We start from the raw sequence: 14,164 nt of genomic DNA, 5'->3' as shown, positions 1-14,164 counted from the left end.
CCATGCACAACGCCACGACCACCCCCATTCCCACGCACACCGACCTCCACATAGCCGGCCGCCCCGCCCCGGCCGCCGACGGAAGCCGCTTCCCCGTGCACGACCCCGCCACCGGCGCCGCCATCGCCGAGGTCGCCGACGCGGGCGTCGACGACGCGCTGCGGGCAGTGGACGCGGCGTACGAAGCGGCCGACCGCTGGGCAGCGACGCCACCCCGCACCCGCTCCGAACTCCTGTGCAAAGCCTTCGACTTGATGAAGAATCAGGGAGAGGAACTCGCCCACCTCATCACGGCCGAGAGCGGCAAGGCCCTGCCCGACGCCCGTGCCGAAGTCGCCTACGCCGCCGAGTTCTTCCGCTGGTACGCCGAGGAGGCGGTCCGCGCCACCGGGTCCCTGACGACCGCCCCGTCCGGCGGTCACCACATCCTCGTGAGGCACCAACCCGTCGGCGTGTGCGTGCTCGTGACGCCGTGGAACTTCCCGGCCGCCATGGCCACCCGCAAGATCGCCCCGGCGCTCGCGGCGGGCTGCACGGTGGTACTCAAACCGGCCAGTGACACGCCTCTCACCGCTCTGTACGTCGCCACGCTGCTCGAAGAGGCCGGGGTCCCGCCGGGCGTCGTCAACGTGGTGCCCGCGCGCCGTTCGGGGACGGTCGTCTCCGCGCTGCTGCACGATCCGCGGGTCCGCAAGCTCTCCTTCACGGGCTCGACCGAGGTCGGCCGGGTGCTGCTGCGCGAGGCGGCGGACCGCGTCGTCAACGTCTCGATGGAGCTGGGCGGCAATGCCCCCTTCCTGGTCTTCGCGGACGCCGACCTGGACGCCGCCGTCGAGGGTGCCCTGGTCGCGAAGATGCGGAACGCCGGTGCGGCCTGCACCGCGGCCAACCGGTTCTACGTCCAGGCGCCGGTCGCCGAGGAGTTCGGCCGCCGCCTCGCCGCGCGGATGTCCGCGCTGACCGTGGGCCCCGGAGCCGCTCCGGGCACGGAGGTGGGGCCGCTGATCAACGCGGCGGCCGTCGACAAGGTGGACCGCCTCGTGTGGGCAGCGCTGGAGCGAGGAGCCAAAGCCCTTACGGGTGGCGCCCATTCGGGCGGAGCAGGCTGCTTCTATCCGCCGACCGTCCTGTCGGACATCCGCCCGGACGACCCCATCCTGCGCGAGGAACTCTTCGGTCCCGTCGCCCCGATCGTCGCCTTCGACTCCGAGGAGGAGGCCGTCGACTGCGCCAACTCCACTGACATGGGCCTGGTTTCGTACGTGTACACCGGCGATCTCGCCCGCGGACTGCGGCTCGGCGAGCGCCTCGAATCAGGCATGGTCGGCGTGAACCGGGGCCTGGTGAGCGATCCGGCCGCACCCTTCGGCGGGATCAAACAGAGCGGCATCGGCCGGGAGGGCGGGCACGAGGGCCTGCTCGACTACCTGGAGGCGAAGTATGTGGCCGTCGACTGGTGAACCGACCCGCCTGCCCACGCACCCGCCCGTTCACCCCTCCCCGGCACGGAAGAACGCCTTCCCGCCCGGGTACGACACCAGCTCGAACTGCATGCCCCACGGCGCGAGGAAGTAGACCCAGCGCTGGCCCTCGCTCGGTCCCCGGCTGACCGTCGGTTCGCCGAGCACCCGCACTCCCCTGCCGTGCAGATACGCGACGGCGGCGTCCAGGTCGTCGACGTACAGAGCCACGTGGTGGCCGCCCACGTCGCTGTTGCGCGGCACCGTCCCACGGCGGTCCGGGGCCTCGTACGCGAAGACCTCGAAGACGGCCTGTTCGCCGCAGCGGAAGAAGTGCAGCCGCCGCATCACGGCGCGCGGGTGGACGTTCAGGTGTCGGCTCATCCAGTCGCCCTCGTCGTCGTGGAACGGCCCGAGCGAGTACAGGTACTCGCACCCCAGGACACCGACGAGGAACTCCCGGGCCTCGTCGAGGTCGGGGACGGTGAAGCCGATGTGGTCCAGCCGGGCGAGGCCCGGGATCCCGTCGCTCATCTCGCACGCTCCTCAAGACACTCGCGAAAGCTCTGGCCGGGCGCTCAACTCCCGCTGCCGAACGTCACGTTGATCGAAGGACCCCGCTCACCGCAATCGACTGTGGAGAATGCCATGACCGCTCAGCGCCGCCTGGAACAGACGGCACCCTGGACCGAGATCACGACGACCGACGCCGACTGGGACGCGGCCGAACCGGCCCTGCTCACCGCCATGTACGGGCAGCTGCTTCTCATCCGCGCCTTCGAGGAGTACGTCCTCGAACTGGCCGGAGCCGGACTCGTGCACGGCCCGGCCCACTCCAGCATCGGCCAGGAGGGCGGCGCCGTCGGCTCCGTGCTGCCTCTGACCAGCCAGGACACGGTGAACGGCTCGCATCGGGGGCATCATCAGTTCCTGGCCAAGACTCTCGGCCACCTCGAACCCAAGGGCATCGATCCGCGCGCGGAGGTCTCCGCGGACGTACGGACGCTGCTCCTTCGCACCCTCGCCGAGATCTGCGGACTCGACCGGGGCTTCAGCCACGGGCGCGGCGGGTCGATGCATCTGCGCTGGGCGGAGGCGGGGGCGATCGGCACCAACGCCATCGTCGGCGGCGGCGTGCCGGTCGCGGCGGGCTCCGCGTGGGCGCACCGGCAGGCGGGGACGGACGCGGTGGCGGTGACGTACTTCGGCGACGGGGCGGTCAACATCGGCTCCACGCTGGAGACTTTCAATCTCTCGGCGGCCTGGCGACTGCCCCTCTGCTTCTTCGTCGAGAACAACCGGTACGCGGTGTCCACCTCGGTCGAGGAGGCCACCGGCGAGCCGCGCCTGTCCGCGCGCGGGCCCGGCTTCGGCATTCCCAGCTGGAAAGTGGACGGCATGGATCCGCTCGCGGTGCGGCTCACGATGCGTGCGGCCCTCGACCACATGCGGGCCGGGCTCGGTCCGACGCTCATCGAGGCGGACGTGTACCGCTACTTCCACCAGAACGGCGCCTTCCCGGGGAGCGCCTTCGGCTACCGGAGCAAGGAGGAGGAGCGGGGGTGGCGGGAGCGGGATCCGATCGCGCGGGTGGCGGGGCACCTTGAGCGGCGCGGCCTTTTCGGCGGCGAGGAGTTGAAGGAGTGCGGTGCGCGCGCCGCCGCGCTGATGGCGGAGCTCGGCGACACGCTCCTGGAGCCGGTGCCCGGGGGCCGCGCGGGGAAGCGGCGCATACGGCCCGCCGAGTGGCCCGCCGCGTCCTTCGCCGACGTGGGCGTGCGCGGGGACCTGTCGGAGTTCGAGGGCGCGCGGTACGCGGAGGCCGGCACGTTCACCGGCGCCCTCGCCGAGACGCGGTTCGTCGACGCGGTCGCCACGGTCATGGCCCGCCGCATGCGTGACGACGCGTCCGTCGTGGTGCTCGGCGAGGACGTGCACCGCCTCAAAGGAGGCACGAACGGCGCGACGCGCGGCCTCAAGGAGGCGTTCCCCGACCGGGTCCTCGGGACCCCCATCTGCGAGAACGCCTTCAGCGGCGCCGCGGGCGGCATCGCGCTCGACGGGCGCTTCAAGCCCGTCGTCGAGTTCATGTACGCGGACTTCATGTGGGTCGCGGCGGACCAGCTCTTCAACCAGATCGGCAAGGTCCGGCACATGTTCGGCGGCACCGCGGCCGTGCCCCTGGTCCTGCGCAGCAAGGTCGCCACCGGCACCGGGTACGGCTCCCAGCACTCCATGGACCCGGCGGGCATCCTCGCCACCGCCCCCGGCTGGCGCGTCGCCGCGCCCTCCACGCCCTTCGACTACGTCGGCATGATGAACAGCGCGCTGCGCTGCCAGGACCCGGTGGTGGTCCTCGAACACGTCGACCTGTACGGGGCCCGGGGTCCCGCGCCCGTCGACGACTGGGACTACTGCGTGCCCGTCGGCAGGGCCGCCGTCCGGCGCGTGGGCGCGCAGGTGACCGTGCTCAGCTATCTGGCGATGACGGGGTGCGTGCTGCGTGCCGTGGACTCGCTGGCCGGTGCCGTGGACGCGGAGGTGGTCGACCTGCGCTGGCTCGACCGGGCGAGCCTCGACTGGGACACCGTCGGCGAGAGCGTACGCAAGACCGGCACCGTGCTCATCGCCGAGCAGGGTGCCGCGGGCACGTCGTACGGGGGCTGGCTCGCGGACGAGATCCAGCGCCGCTTCTTCGACTGGCTCGACCATCCCGTGCAGCGCCTCACCGGCGGCGAGGCCTCCCCCAGCATCAGCGCGGCCCTGGAGCGCGCGGCCCTCGCGGGCGAGCCGGAGGTCGCCGCGAAGCTCACCGAGATGGCGGGGTACTGAGATGACACGCGCGTACGGTGCTGCCGCGGTGGCGGATGTGCCCGGCGCCGCCGCGGACCGCAGGGTCTTCAGCAGTCCGCTCGCCCGGCGCCTCGCCCGCGAGGCCGGGCTCTCGCCCGAGGGGATTCCCGGCACGGGGCCGGGAGGGCGGGTCGTACGGCGTGATGTGGTGGCGGCTGTCGCACGTGGAGAGGGGGCGGTCGGGCGCGGGGAGTCCATCGACAGCAAGCACTTCGTACCCCATTTCCACTTGCGCGGCTCCGCCCGCGTCGGCGAACTCCTCGCGCTGCGACGCCGCCTGAACGAGTACACCGGCCGGGAGGGCACCGCACACATCACCGTCAACGATCTCCTCCTCAAGGCGGCCGCTCTGGCCCACCGCGCGGTGCCCGCGTACGACAGCGTGGACGTGGCGATCGCCGTGGCGACGGAGCGCGGACTCGTCACGCCCGTGCTGCGCGCGGCCGACCGGCTGTCGCTGACCGCCCTCGCCGAGACCGCCGCCGACCTCGCCGCCCGCGCCCGCACCGGTCGGCTGGACCCGCAGGAACTCGTGGGCGGCACCCTGGCGTTGATCAACCTCGGCGCGTACGGCACCGAGGAGTTCGCCGCCGTCGTCAATCCTCCGCACGCGGCGAGCCTCGCTGTGGGCGCCTCCCGGGACGAGGCCGTCGTCGTGGACGGCCAAGTGCGGGCCGAGCCGGTACTCCGCGCGACTCTGTCCGTGGACCACCGCCTGGTGGACGGGGCGGTGGCGGCCCGGTGGATGCGGGAGTTCACCTCGCTCCTGGAGCAGCCGACGCGTCTCCTCCTGTGACCACCGCCGCACCGCCGCACCGCCGACAAGACGCTGAGACATCTTTTGGAGACTGAAGGATATTCATCGGCTCGTTGGATCTTCCTAGGGTTGAGGCATCAAGAACCGGCCCGACGAGGAGCCGGACGAACCGAGAGGAAGTCCTCCCATGCGTGCTGTCATCCAGAAGTCCTTCGGCGGGCCCGAGGTCCTCGAGACCGTGGAGGCCGAGCGTCCGAGCCCGCTCGGCGGCGAAGTACTCGTCCGTGTCCATGCGAGCGGGGTCAACCCGGTGGACGTGGCCGTGCGTTCGGGTGCGTACCCACTGCTCGGCGAGCCGCCGTTCGGTGTCGGCTGGGACATCTCCGGCGTCGTCGAGGAAGCCGGCCCCGGAGCCCGGTTCAAGCCGGGCGACGAGGTCTACGGCATGCCGTTCTTCCCCCGCGCCGCCACCGGGTACGCCGATTACGTCGCTGTTCCCTCACGGCAGGTGGCCCGCAAGCCCGCCACGCTCGATCACGTGCACGCCGCCGCCGTCCCCCTCGCCGCCCTCACCGCCTGGCAGGGCCTGGTCGACGCGGCCCGGCTCACCGAGGGGCAGCGGGTGTTGATCCACCGCGCGGCAGGCGGCGTCGGCCACTTCGCCGTCCAGATCGCGAAGGCCCGGGGAGCCCACGTCATCGCCCTGGCGAGCGAGCCGAAGCACGACTTCGTACGCGGCTTGGGCGCCGACGAGGTCATCGACTACCGGACCACCGACTACACCGAGGCGGTACGCGACGTCGACGCCGTCTTCGACTCCTCCTCCGAGGGCACGCGTTCCCTTCAGGTACTGCGGCCCGGCGGTGTCCTCGTCAGCATCATGGAGCACGGGAACCAGGAGCTCGCCGCCCAGGTGGAGGCCGCGGGGCGGCACTTCGCCGGGGTCTCCGTCGAGCCCGACTACGCCTCCCTCGAGGCCATCGCCGCGCTTGTCGACGCGGGCCGCATCCGTCCGCACGTCGCCGAGACGTTCCCGCTCGCCGACGCCGCCAAGGCCCACGAGCTGGTCGGGACCGGCAACGTCCGGGGCAAGGTCGTCCTCACCGTCGCCTGAGCGGCGGCTTAGGGTTGCGGGCGGGGACCCGGACCGGAGGACCCGGAAGCCGGGAACCGGAAGTGCGGGAAGAGGGGGAAGGCGTTGGCCACACGGGGGAGGCGAGGGTGTTGGACATCCTGACCGAGGCGCTGGGCTCGATGCGGACGGGGCACCCCACGTCCGTCCGCACCGAGGGCCGCGCCCCCTGGGGCCTGCGCCTCCCTCCGGTCGCGGGCGCCGGATTCCACGTGGTGCTGCACGGAACGTGCTGGCTCATCCCGCTGGAGGAAGCGCCCGACGCGGAGCCGGTCGCGCTGAGCCCCGGCGACGTGATCTTCCTGCGTGACGGCCGGGGCCACATCCTCGCCGACCACCCCTCCACCCCGGCCGAGGAGGAGCAGCCCGAGCAGTACCGGCCGAGTTCACCGATCGGCACCGTCACCCTCGGCGGCGACGGCGCCCGCACCAGCCTGTTGTGCGGCAACTACCACCTCGACCAGGGCCGCCCGCACCCGCTCGTGCGCCAGCTCCCCGAGGTCATCCACCTGCCCACCGGACAGGGCAGGCACCCCGAGCTGAGCGCGGCGGTCCAGCTCCTCCGCGCGGAGCTGGACAACCCCCGCGTCGGCTCGGCCGGCATCGTCCCGGCGCTCATCGACTCCCTGCTCCTCTACATCCTGCGCGCCTGGCTCGACGACCAGCCTCAGGCAGCCGCCGCGGGCTGGGCCGCCGCGCTGGGTGACTCCGCGGTCGCGCCGGCCCTTGCCGCCATTCACGAGGCCCCCTCGGCCCAGTGGACCGTGGAGTCGCTCGCCGACCGGGCGGGTCTTTCGCGTGCGGCCTTCGCCCGCCGCTTCACCACCCTCGTCGGCGAACCGCCCATGGCCTACCTGACCCGCTGGCGCATGACCAGCGCCGCCAAGCTCCTGCGCGAGTCCGAGGCCCCGCTGACCACGGTCGCCGCGCACACCGGCTACGGCTCCGAGTACGCCTTCGCGAAGGCCTTCAAGCGCGAGTACGGGCAGGCCCCCGGCGGCTATCGCCGCCGGTCCCGCGCCGCGTGAGGACCCGCCCGCAGCAGCGCCGCGTGAGGACCCGCCCGCAGGACGAACTCCCGTGCGCTCACGCACAGTTCACGCCCGCGGGCTGTTGCGTGTTCCACACCCCCGACCCCCGACCCCGCTCACCCCAGCACGCTGAAGGCACCCACCCGCTCCCCGCCCCTCCCTGGAGGCCCCGGTGCCGAACGCCCCCTCCCAGCCTCCGCCGACCGCAGCGCACGACGGGCGCCGCGGCGTACCCCCCGTGCCCCCCGACCTGTTCCGCCCGCTCGCCGCCGCGCTCCCCACCGGAGTCTGCGTCGTCACCAGCCTGGGCGTCAGTGGCGCACCGGCGGGCATGACGTCCGGCGCGGTCTGCTCCCTGTCGTGCGAGCCGCCGCTGATGCTGGTCTGCATGGGCAAGGAGTCCCACACGCTGGCCGCCGTCCTCGTGCATGGCGCGTTCTGCGTGAACGTCCTCGCGGCCGACGCCACGGCCCTGTCCCGCCGCTTCTCGCGGCAGGGCCCGGACAAGTTCACCGGCGTCGCCTGGAGGCCCGCGCACAACGGCACGCCGGTCCTGACCGAGGGCACGGTCGCGTACGTCTCGTGCGAGCTGTTGCGCACCGTGGACGGAGGCGACCACACCGTCGCCATCGGCCTGGTCGTCGAAGGCGACCACCGGCCCGGCACCGCGCCGCTCCTCTACCACCGCAGGCGCTACGCGGGCTTCCCCCCGGAGCCCGAGGAGCCACTCTCCGCACCCGACCAGCCGGATCCGCCCGGCCCTTGACGGGCCTGCGCCCGCAGCCCTCCCTCATCGGTGATCAGCACCGCCCGGCTCTCCACCCGCACAAGGCGCCGCTCGGCGAACCCGGTCAGCACCCGGTTCACGCTTCCCCGCGAGACCCCGGCATGCAGAGCGAGCTGGGACTGGGTGAGCCCGTGCCGTACGAGGAGCCCGGCCTCCGTCCGCTCGCCGAAGCGGGCCGAGAGTTCCAGGAGGGTTCTGGCCAGGCGGGTCGGCAGGTCGGCGGCAAGGAGCGTCTCGGTCGCGGCGTGCGCGCCGCGCAGTCTGCGGGCCAGCAGCCCGAGCAGTTGCCAGGCCGCGTCCGGCTCCGCGGCGAGGACGGCGCGCAGCCGCGCCGAGCCGACGCACAGCAGCTCCGTCCCGGTCAGGGCGCGGGCCGTGGCGCCGCGCGGCGAGGGGTCGAACACCGTCAGCTCGCCGAACACGTCGCCGGGTCCAAGGAGCGCCGGGGCGAACTCCCGGGCACCCTCGGCCCGGCGTTCGAGCCGCACTCGGCCACGTACGACAACGAACAGCGCGTCACCGGGATCGCCCGGCCCGAACACCACGGCGTCCCGGGGTACTTGGAGGCGCCGCGCGGCAGCGGCGAGGCGGCGCGAAGCGCCCGACGACAGGCCGGAAATCCTCAACTCGCCCGCCCACACCGGTGTTTCCGCCTCCGCCACATCCCGCATCGTCACCCCTCCTCTGCCCGCCCCACCACCCCGCCGCGCCCCCACGTTACGAACTCCACAACCACATTGACCGCCACCGGACACCCTCACAAAACTGCTCGTCACTCGGCAGGTCCGGCGGACCCGGGGGCCCAGTGGCCCCAGTAGGCAGGCGGCCCGACCGCTCCGAAGGAGCCCCGCATGCGCTTCTCGATCTACCTCAACGCCCAGACCCGCGGCCCGCACGAGGACGTGGGCATCATCGAGACCCTGACCCGCCAGGCCGTGGAGGCCACCGACGCCGGCTTCGACGGCGTGGTCCTCACCGAGCACCACTTCTCCGGCTACAACACCTACGGCGACAACTTCATGTACGCGGCGCATCTCGCGCCCCGGGTCCGCGAGGGCGTCAAGTTCAGCCTGGCCGTGGCCGTGCCGCCGCTGCACAACCCGCTGCGGCTCGCGCAGCAGTGCAATCTGCTCGACATCCTCACCCGGGGCGAGCTGATCGTCGGGTTCGCGGCGGGCGGCTCGCCCGTGGAGTACGCGGGCATGGGGCGCGACCCGGGCGAGCGACACGCGCAGCTCACGCAGAACCTGGACATCCTCGAGGCGGCCCTCGCCAAACGCCCCGACGATCCGCCCCTGGAGTGGAAGAGCGCCTTCGAGCACGGCACCCTGCACACCCGGATCATGCCGTCCGCGTACCACCGCGCCGCGCCGCCCTTCGCCCGCGCCACCCAGAGCGACGACGGCGCGCGGTGGACCGGGCGCAGGGGCTGGTACCTGTTCTCCGCCCGCGAGAAGCCCGAACGGCTCGCCGCCCGCTGGCGGCTGTACGAGGAGGCGCTGCGCGGGACCGCCCTCACCGAGGCCGAGGTGCGGGAGCGGCTCGACTGGAGCATGGTCCAGAAGCAGGTGTACGTCACCGCCTCCGCCGAGGGCGCCGAGCGCGAGACCCGTGACCGGCTCGTCCTCATGGGCGAGAGCCAGCGCCGCAGCTTCGGCGCGGTACGGAATCCGCGCGACGCCGAGCACATGAAGAGCGTGGTCGGCGTGTCCCCGCAGGCCCCCGACGCCTTCCTCGAACACGCCATGCTCGTCGGCGACCCGGATTCGGTGCGCGCGCAGATCCGTACGTACGAGGACGCCGGTGTCCGGCACATGGGCCTGCTGTTCAACTACGGCTTCATGGACGCCGATACGTCCGACCGGTCCTTGCGCCTGTTCATCGACGAGGTCCTGCCCGCGTTCACCGCAGGCCGGGGCTGACATGGACTCGTCGTCCGCCGTCGACGCGGGGCTGCTCGCCCTCCGCCTCGCCGTCGCCGTGATCATCGTCTATCACGGCACCGAGAAGCTCTTCGGCTGGTGGGGAGCCGAAGGCCTGGACGGTGCGGCCGCGTTCTTCGCCCGCGTCGGCTACCGGCCGCCGCGCGTGATGGCCGCGGTCGCGGGCCTGTCGGAGACGGCGGGCGGCGTGCTCCTCGCCCTCGGCGCCCTCACCCCGCTCGCCACCGCCGCGCTCATCGGCACGTTCGTCAACATCCTGCTGCTGCATATGCGCGGCGGCCTCTCGCGCAAGCACGGTGGATTCGAGTACGAGCTGGTGCTCCTCGCGGCCGCGTGTTGCGTCGCGCTGGCGGGGCCCGGCGCCTGGTCCTTCGATGAACTCTTCGGCATACGAGGGGACTTCAGCGGGTGGGGGTGGGGTTCGGTCGCGGCGGGGGTGTTGTGCGGGGTGGCCGTGTCGGCGTCCCGGCGGCGGGGCGGAGGAGCAGGCTCCCCGGGCGACATCGGTGGTACGCGAGCGGTGAACGAACGCGAGGATGCCTCCGCCGCGCCACAACAACGGCCGGACGGGGGCGCCTCGGCCCGCCTGGTCTCCGCCGCGCGCAGGCGTCTCGCCCCCTTCGGGCGCGGCCTCGTCGGCGCCGCCGTCCTCGCCCTGGGCTTCGAGGGCTTCGCGCGGCTCGGCCTGATCGACCGTCAACTCCTGCCGCCGTCCAGCGTGATCCTGCCGGAGGCCGCGCGCATGCTGGTCGATCCGGAGTTCCTCGGCGAGGTGGCACACACGCTGCGCGCCGTGCTCACCGGCGTCGGTCTGGCCTGCGCGGTCGCCGTGCCCGCGGGGCTGCTGCTCGGCTCGTACGCGCTGCTCACCAAGGCGTTGACGCCCATCGTGGAGTCGCTGCGCTCGGTGCCGGGGATCGCCATCATCCCGCTGCTCGTTCTGGTCCTCGGCCAGGGCCTGCGCATGGAGGCGACGCTCGTCGCCTTCGTCACCACGTGGCCGATGCTCTTCAACACCATGTACGGCGTACGGGGCGCGGACCGGGTGGCCGTGGAGACCGCCCGCAGCTTCCGCGTCGGAACGCTCGCCACCTGGTGGCGCGTGGTCCTGCCCGGCGCGCTGCCGCTGATCCTCACCGGCCTGCGCCTGGCCCTGTCCACCGGCCTTACCGTGGCCGTGGCCTCGGAGATCGCCGTGGGCACGCAGCACGGCATCGGGCACACCGTCCTCGCCGCGACCCACGCGGGCTTCCACGCGGACCGGGTCTTCGCGGCCGTGACCGTCGCGGGCCTCCTCGGCTTCCTGCTCAACTCCCTGACGAGCGCCGCCTCCAGGCGCCTGACGGGCTGGGGCACCAGGGAGGCGTCGTGATGGCTGTCCTGTCCTCGGCCGCCGCTGCGGCCCGCCTTCCCGAGCACGTCGTACGCCGCGTCATGGGCATCGTCGGCGGGGTACTGATCCGCGTCGTCCCGGCCCTGGTCGCCGTGCTGCTGTGGCAGTGGGCCGCGGCCGCCGAGCAGTCGCCCTACTTCCCCACGCCCTTCGACATCGCCGTACGCGTAAGGGAGTTGTGGTTCTCCGCGCCGCTCGGCGACGGTGTGCTCACCGATCGGTTCCTGCGGGACGCCGGGCCCAGTCTGCTACGGGCGCTCGGCGGCTGGGCGCTCGGCGGGGCCGCCGGTGTGCTGCTCGGTCTGGTGGCCGGGCAGTGGAAGCGGGCCGCCGGATACATCGACCCGCCCGTCGACTTCCTGCGCTCCCTGCCGAAACCGGCGATCGTGCCGGTGTTCCTGCTGGTCTTCGGCGCGGGCGACCTGATGAGGGTCGGGCTCATCGCGTTCGGCTGCACCTGGCCGGTACTGCTCAACACCCTGCAGGGCGTACGGACCGTCGAGCCGGTGCAGCGCGAGACCGCCCGCGCCTTCCACATTCCGGTGCGCGTCCAACTGGTCCGCATCATCATCCCGGCCACGCTGCCCAAGATCGCCGCGGGGCTGCGCATCACGCTGTCGCTCTCCCTGATCCTCATGGTCCTGTCCGAGTGGCTGCTGGCCGACAGCGGTCTCGGGAACTTCCTGATCACCGCGCAGCGCACCTTCGACATCCTCGACATGTGGGCGGCCATCGTGCTGCTCGGCCTCGTCGGCTATCTGCTCAACCTGCTGTTCGTGGCGGCCGAGAAGCGGCTGCTGCGCTGGCACCGTCATCTCTCCGCACGCGGCTGAGCCGGTGCCCGCCATGCCCCCGGGTCCGACAGAAGGGACGACCGTGAGCGCAGTCGAAGTCAGGGACCTCACCAAGGAGTACGGAAAGGGGGCGTCGGCGCAGACCGCCCTGCGCGGGGTCTCCTTCGAAGTGGCGGAGGGCGAACTGCTCTCCGTCGTGGGCCCGTCGGGCTGCGGCAAGACCACCCTGCTGAAGTGCGTCGCCGGGCTGATGCCCGCGACCTCCGGGACGGCGCGGGTGCTCGGGCAGGTGGCCGACGGCGTTCCGGACGGGCTCGCCGTCGTCTTCCAGGACTACAGCCGGTCCCTGTTCCCGTGGATGCGGGTGGGCCGCAACGTCGACTTCCCGCTGCGCTCCCTTGGCCTGCGCACGGCCGAGCGCAGGGAGCGGGTGGCCCGGGCCCTGGAGTCGGTGGGGCTCGCGGACAAGGCCGACCGGTATCCGTGGCAGCTTTCCGGCGGCATGCAGCAGCGCGTGGCGATCGCCCGCGCGCTGGCGTACCGGCCGCGGGTCCTGCTGATGGACGAGCCGTTCGCCTCCGTGGACGCGCAGACCCGGGCGGGCCTGGAGGACCTGACCCGGCGGGTCCACCAGGAGTCCGGGATGACGATCCTGTTCGTCACGCACGACATCGACGAGTCCGTGTACCTCGCGGACCGGGTCCTCGTGCTGCGCCGCTCCCCCGGCGGTGTCCTCACCGAGATGGACGTCGAACTGCCCGTCGTACGCGACCAGATCACGACGCGGTCGCTGCCGGAGTTCGTGCGGCAGCGGAGCCTGGTCGCGCAGCACATCCGCGCGGCGTCGGGCGAGGCGGACGGGGTCGGCGGGGCCGCGGGTCCCGACGCGAACACTCCGGCCGACGCCCGGCCCGGCCCCTCCGACTCCGACGCCCCCAGCCCCCAGCCCGCCACGGCGAACGGCTGACGCAGACCCGCGGCGGCCGACGGGCCGACCGCAGAAAGGGACACCCATGCCCCCGCACCACCGCTCGACCCCCGCCCTCTCCGGTACGGCCGCGGCGTGCGCGCTCGGCCTGCTCGCCGCGTGCGGCGGCTCCGGGGACACCGGGGCCAAGGTCGCGAAGGACAGCGCAGGACGGTCCGAGATCAGCGTCACCTACCCCACCAACGTCAGCAACGTCCCGCTCCACATCGCCCTCAAGAAGGGCTACTTCAAGGAGGCGGGCCTGAGCGTGAAGGCCGAGCCCGACCTCGGTTCGGGCAGCACCATCGAGGCGATCGTCGGCGGGCAGGTGAACATGGCGTGGGCGAACACGGTCGGCGGCCTCACCGCGTACAGCAAAGGCATGGGCGTCAGCCTGGTCGCCATCACCGACACCGCGAGGCACGGCAATCAGCAGGTCCTCGTCTCCAAGAAGTCCTCCGCCCGCGAACTCGCCGACCTCAAGGGCAAGAAGCTCGCCGTCCTCGCCCCGACCACGGTCTGCATCCTCAACGTCCGCTCGGCGCTGAAGGCGCAGGGGCTGCCCACCGACACCATCACGTTCACGCCCGTCTCGCCGCCCGAGCACGCCAACGTGCTGTCGTCCGGCGAGGTCGCGGCGACCTGCACCAGCGAGCCCTTCCGCACCCAGATGATCCAGAAACTCGGCGCCCGCTCCGTCTTCGACACCGACAGCGGCGACCTGAAGGGCTACCCCGTGGGCGGCTACCTGGTCACCTCCGCCTTCGCCAAGGCCCACCCCAAGGAGATCACCGCCTTCCGCACGGCCCTCTCCAAGGCGACGCGGTACGCCAACACCCACCCCGAAGAGGTCCGCGAACTGCTCCCCACCTTCACCGGCACGGACGCCGACGTCGCCGCCGACGTCGTCATCAACCGCTACCTGGAGAACCAGGACGCGGCCACCGTCCGCCCGCTGGTCGGCCGGGTCGCCAAGGCGATGCGCGCGTACGGCCTGGCCGACGAACCGATCGACGTCTCCGGCTACTTCGCCGACGGAAGGTAGCC

The 14,164-nt window shown here is 72.6% G+C and carries 13 protein-coding genes; 11 read left to right on the top strand and 2 right to left on the bottom strand.

The annotated features are described in order from the left end of the window. Positions 1-2 precede the first annotated feature (2 nt). Complete coding sequence (locus IEY91_RS09705) at positions 3-1,460, top strand: NAD-dependent succinate-semialdehyde dehydrogenase (RefSeq protein ID WP_189173635.1); 1,458 nt, start codon at positions 3-5, stop codon at positions 1,458-1,460. Between the two features lie 30 nt (positions 1,461-1,490). Here IEY91_RS09705 and IEY91_RS09700 read toward each other — a convergent pair whose 3' ends face one another. Next, positions 1,491-1,994 carry a VOC family protein gene (locus tag IEY91_RS09700; RefSeq protein ID WP_189173634.1) on the bottom strand — a complete coding sequence of 168 codons (504 nt, stop codon included), beginning with the start codon at positions 1,992-1,994 and terminating at the stop codon, positions 1,491-1,493. A gap of 114 nt (positions 1,995-2,108) precedes the next feature. On the opposite strand from IEY91_RS09700, the gene IEY91_RS09695 reads away from it, so the two are divergent. From IEY91_RS09695 to IEY91_RS09675, 5 genes are all read left to right on the top strand, one after another. Continuing rightward, complete coding sequence (locus tag IEY91_RS09695; protein WP_189173633.1) at positions 2,109-4,292, top strand: alpha-ketoacid dehydrogenase subunit alpha/beta; 2,184 nt, start codon at positions 2,109-2,111, stop codon at positions 4,290-4,292. A gap of 1 nt (position 4,293) precedes the next feature. Next, positions 4,294-5,109, top strand: coding sequence for a 2-oxo acid dehydrogenase subunit E2 (locus IEY91_RS09690; protein WP_189173632.1), 816 nt, complete (start codon positions 4,294-4,296; stop codon positions 5,107-5,109). A 148-nt stretch (positions 5,110-5,257) separates the two neighbouring features. Beyond that, positions 5,258-6,184 (top strand): NADP-dependent oxidoreductase, encoded by a 927-nt coding sequence (locus tag IEY91_RS09685; RefSeq protein WP_189173631.1) that lies wholly within the window; start codon positions 5,258-5,260, stop codon positions 6,182-6,184. A 110-nt stretch (positions 6,185-6,294) separates the two neighbouring features. Beyond that, positions 6,295-7,230 (top strand): AraC family transcriptional regulator, encoded by a 936-nt coding sequence (locus IEY91_RS09680; protein WP_189173862.1) that lies wholly within the window; start codon positions 6,295-6,297, stop codon positions 7,228-7,230. Positions 7,231-7,471: 241 nt separating this feature from the next. Beyond that, positions 7,472-7,999: a flavin reductase family protein gene (locus IEY91_RS09675; protein WP_189173630.1), complete on the top strand. Its 528-nt coding sequence runs from the start codon at positions 7,472-7,474 to the stop codon at positions 7,997-7,999. Here IEY91_RS09675 and IEY91_RS09670 read toward each other — a convergent pair. After that, positions 7,927-8,691: a Crp/Fnr family transcriptional regulator gene (locus IEY91_RS09670; RefSeq protein ID WP_189173629.1), complete on the bottom strand. Its 765-nt coding sequence runs from the start codon at positions 8,689-8,691 to the stop codon at positions 7,927-7,929. The genes IEY91_RS09675 and IEY91_RS09670 overlap by 73 nt on opposite strands. A gap of 180 nt (positions 8,692-8,871) precedes the next feature. On the opposite strand from IEY91_RS09670, the gene IEY91_RS09665 reads away from it, so the two are divergent. Genes IEY91_RS09665 through IEY91_RS09645 form a run of 5 tightly spaced genes read left to right on the top strand, consistent with a single transcriptional unit; the run spans position 8,872 to position 14,162 of the window. Continuing rightward, positions 8,872-9,942, top strand: coding sequence for an LLM class flavin-dependent oxidoreductase (locus IEY91_RS09665; RefSeq protein ID WP_189173628.1), 1,071 nt, complete (start codon positions 8,872-8,874; stop codon positions 9,940-9,942). Position 9,943: 1 nt separating this feature from the next. After that, positions 9,944-11,335: a DoxX family membrane protein gene (locus IEY91_RS09660; protein ID WP_189173627.1), complete on the top strand. Its 1,392-nt coding sequence runs from the start codon at positions 9,944-9,946 to the stop codon at positions 11,333-11,335. Then, positions 11,335-12,189 carry an ABC transporter permease gene (locus IEY91_RS09655; protein WP_189173626.1) on the top strand — a complete coding sequence of 285 codons (855 nt, stop codon included), beginning with the start codon at positions 11,335-11,337 and terminating at the stop codon, positions 12,187-12,189. Before IEY91_RS09660 ends, IEY91_RS09655 begins: the two co-directional genes overlap by 1 nt. 13 nt (positions 12,190-12,202) lie before the next feature. After that, positions 12,203-13,117 carry an ABC transporter ATP-binding protein gene (locus tag IEY91_RS09650; RefSeq protein WP_189173625.1) on the top strand — a complete coding sequence of 305 codons (915 nt, stop codon included), beginning with the start codon at positions 12,203-12,205 and terminating at the stop codon, positions 13,115-13,117. A 46-nt stretch (positions 13,118-13,163) separates the two neighbouring features. Continuing rightward, positions 13,164-14,162 (top strand): ABC transporter substrate-binding protein, encoded by a 999-nt coding sequence (locus IEY91_RS09645; RefSeq protein WP_189173624.1) that lies wholly within the window; start codon positions 13,164-13,166, stop codon positions 14,160-14,162. Positions 14,163-14,164 lie beyond the last annotated feature (2 nt).

Source organism: Streptomyces lasiicapitis, from assembly GCF_014646335.1.
GTDB lineage: Bacteria > Actinomycetota > Actinomycetes > Streptomycetales > Streptomycetaceae > Streptomyces > Streptomyces lasiicapitis.
Note: the sequence above shows the minus strand (reverse complement) of the source record. Positions and strands in the feature narration are given on the sequence as shown.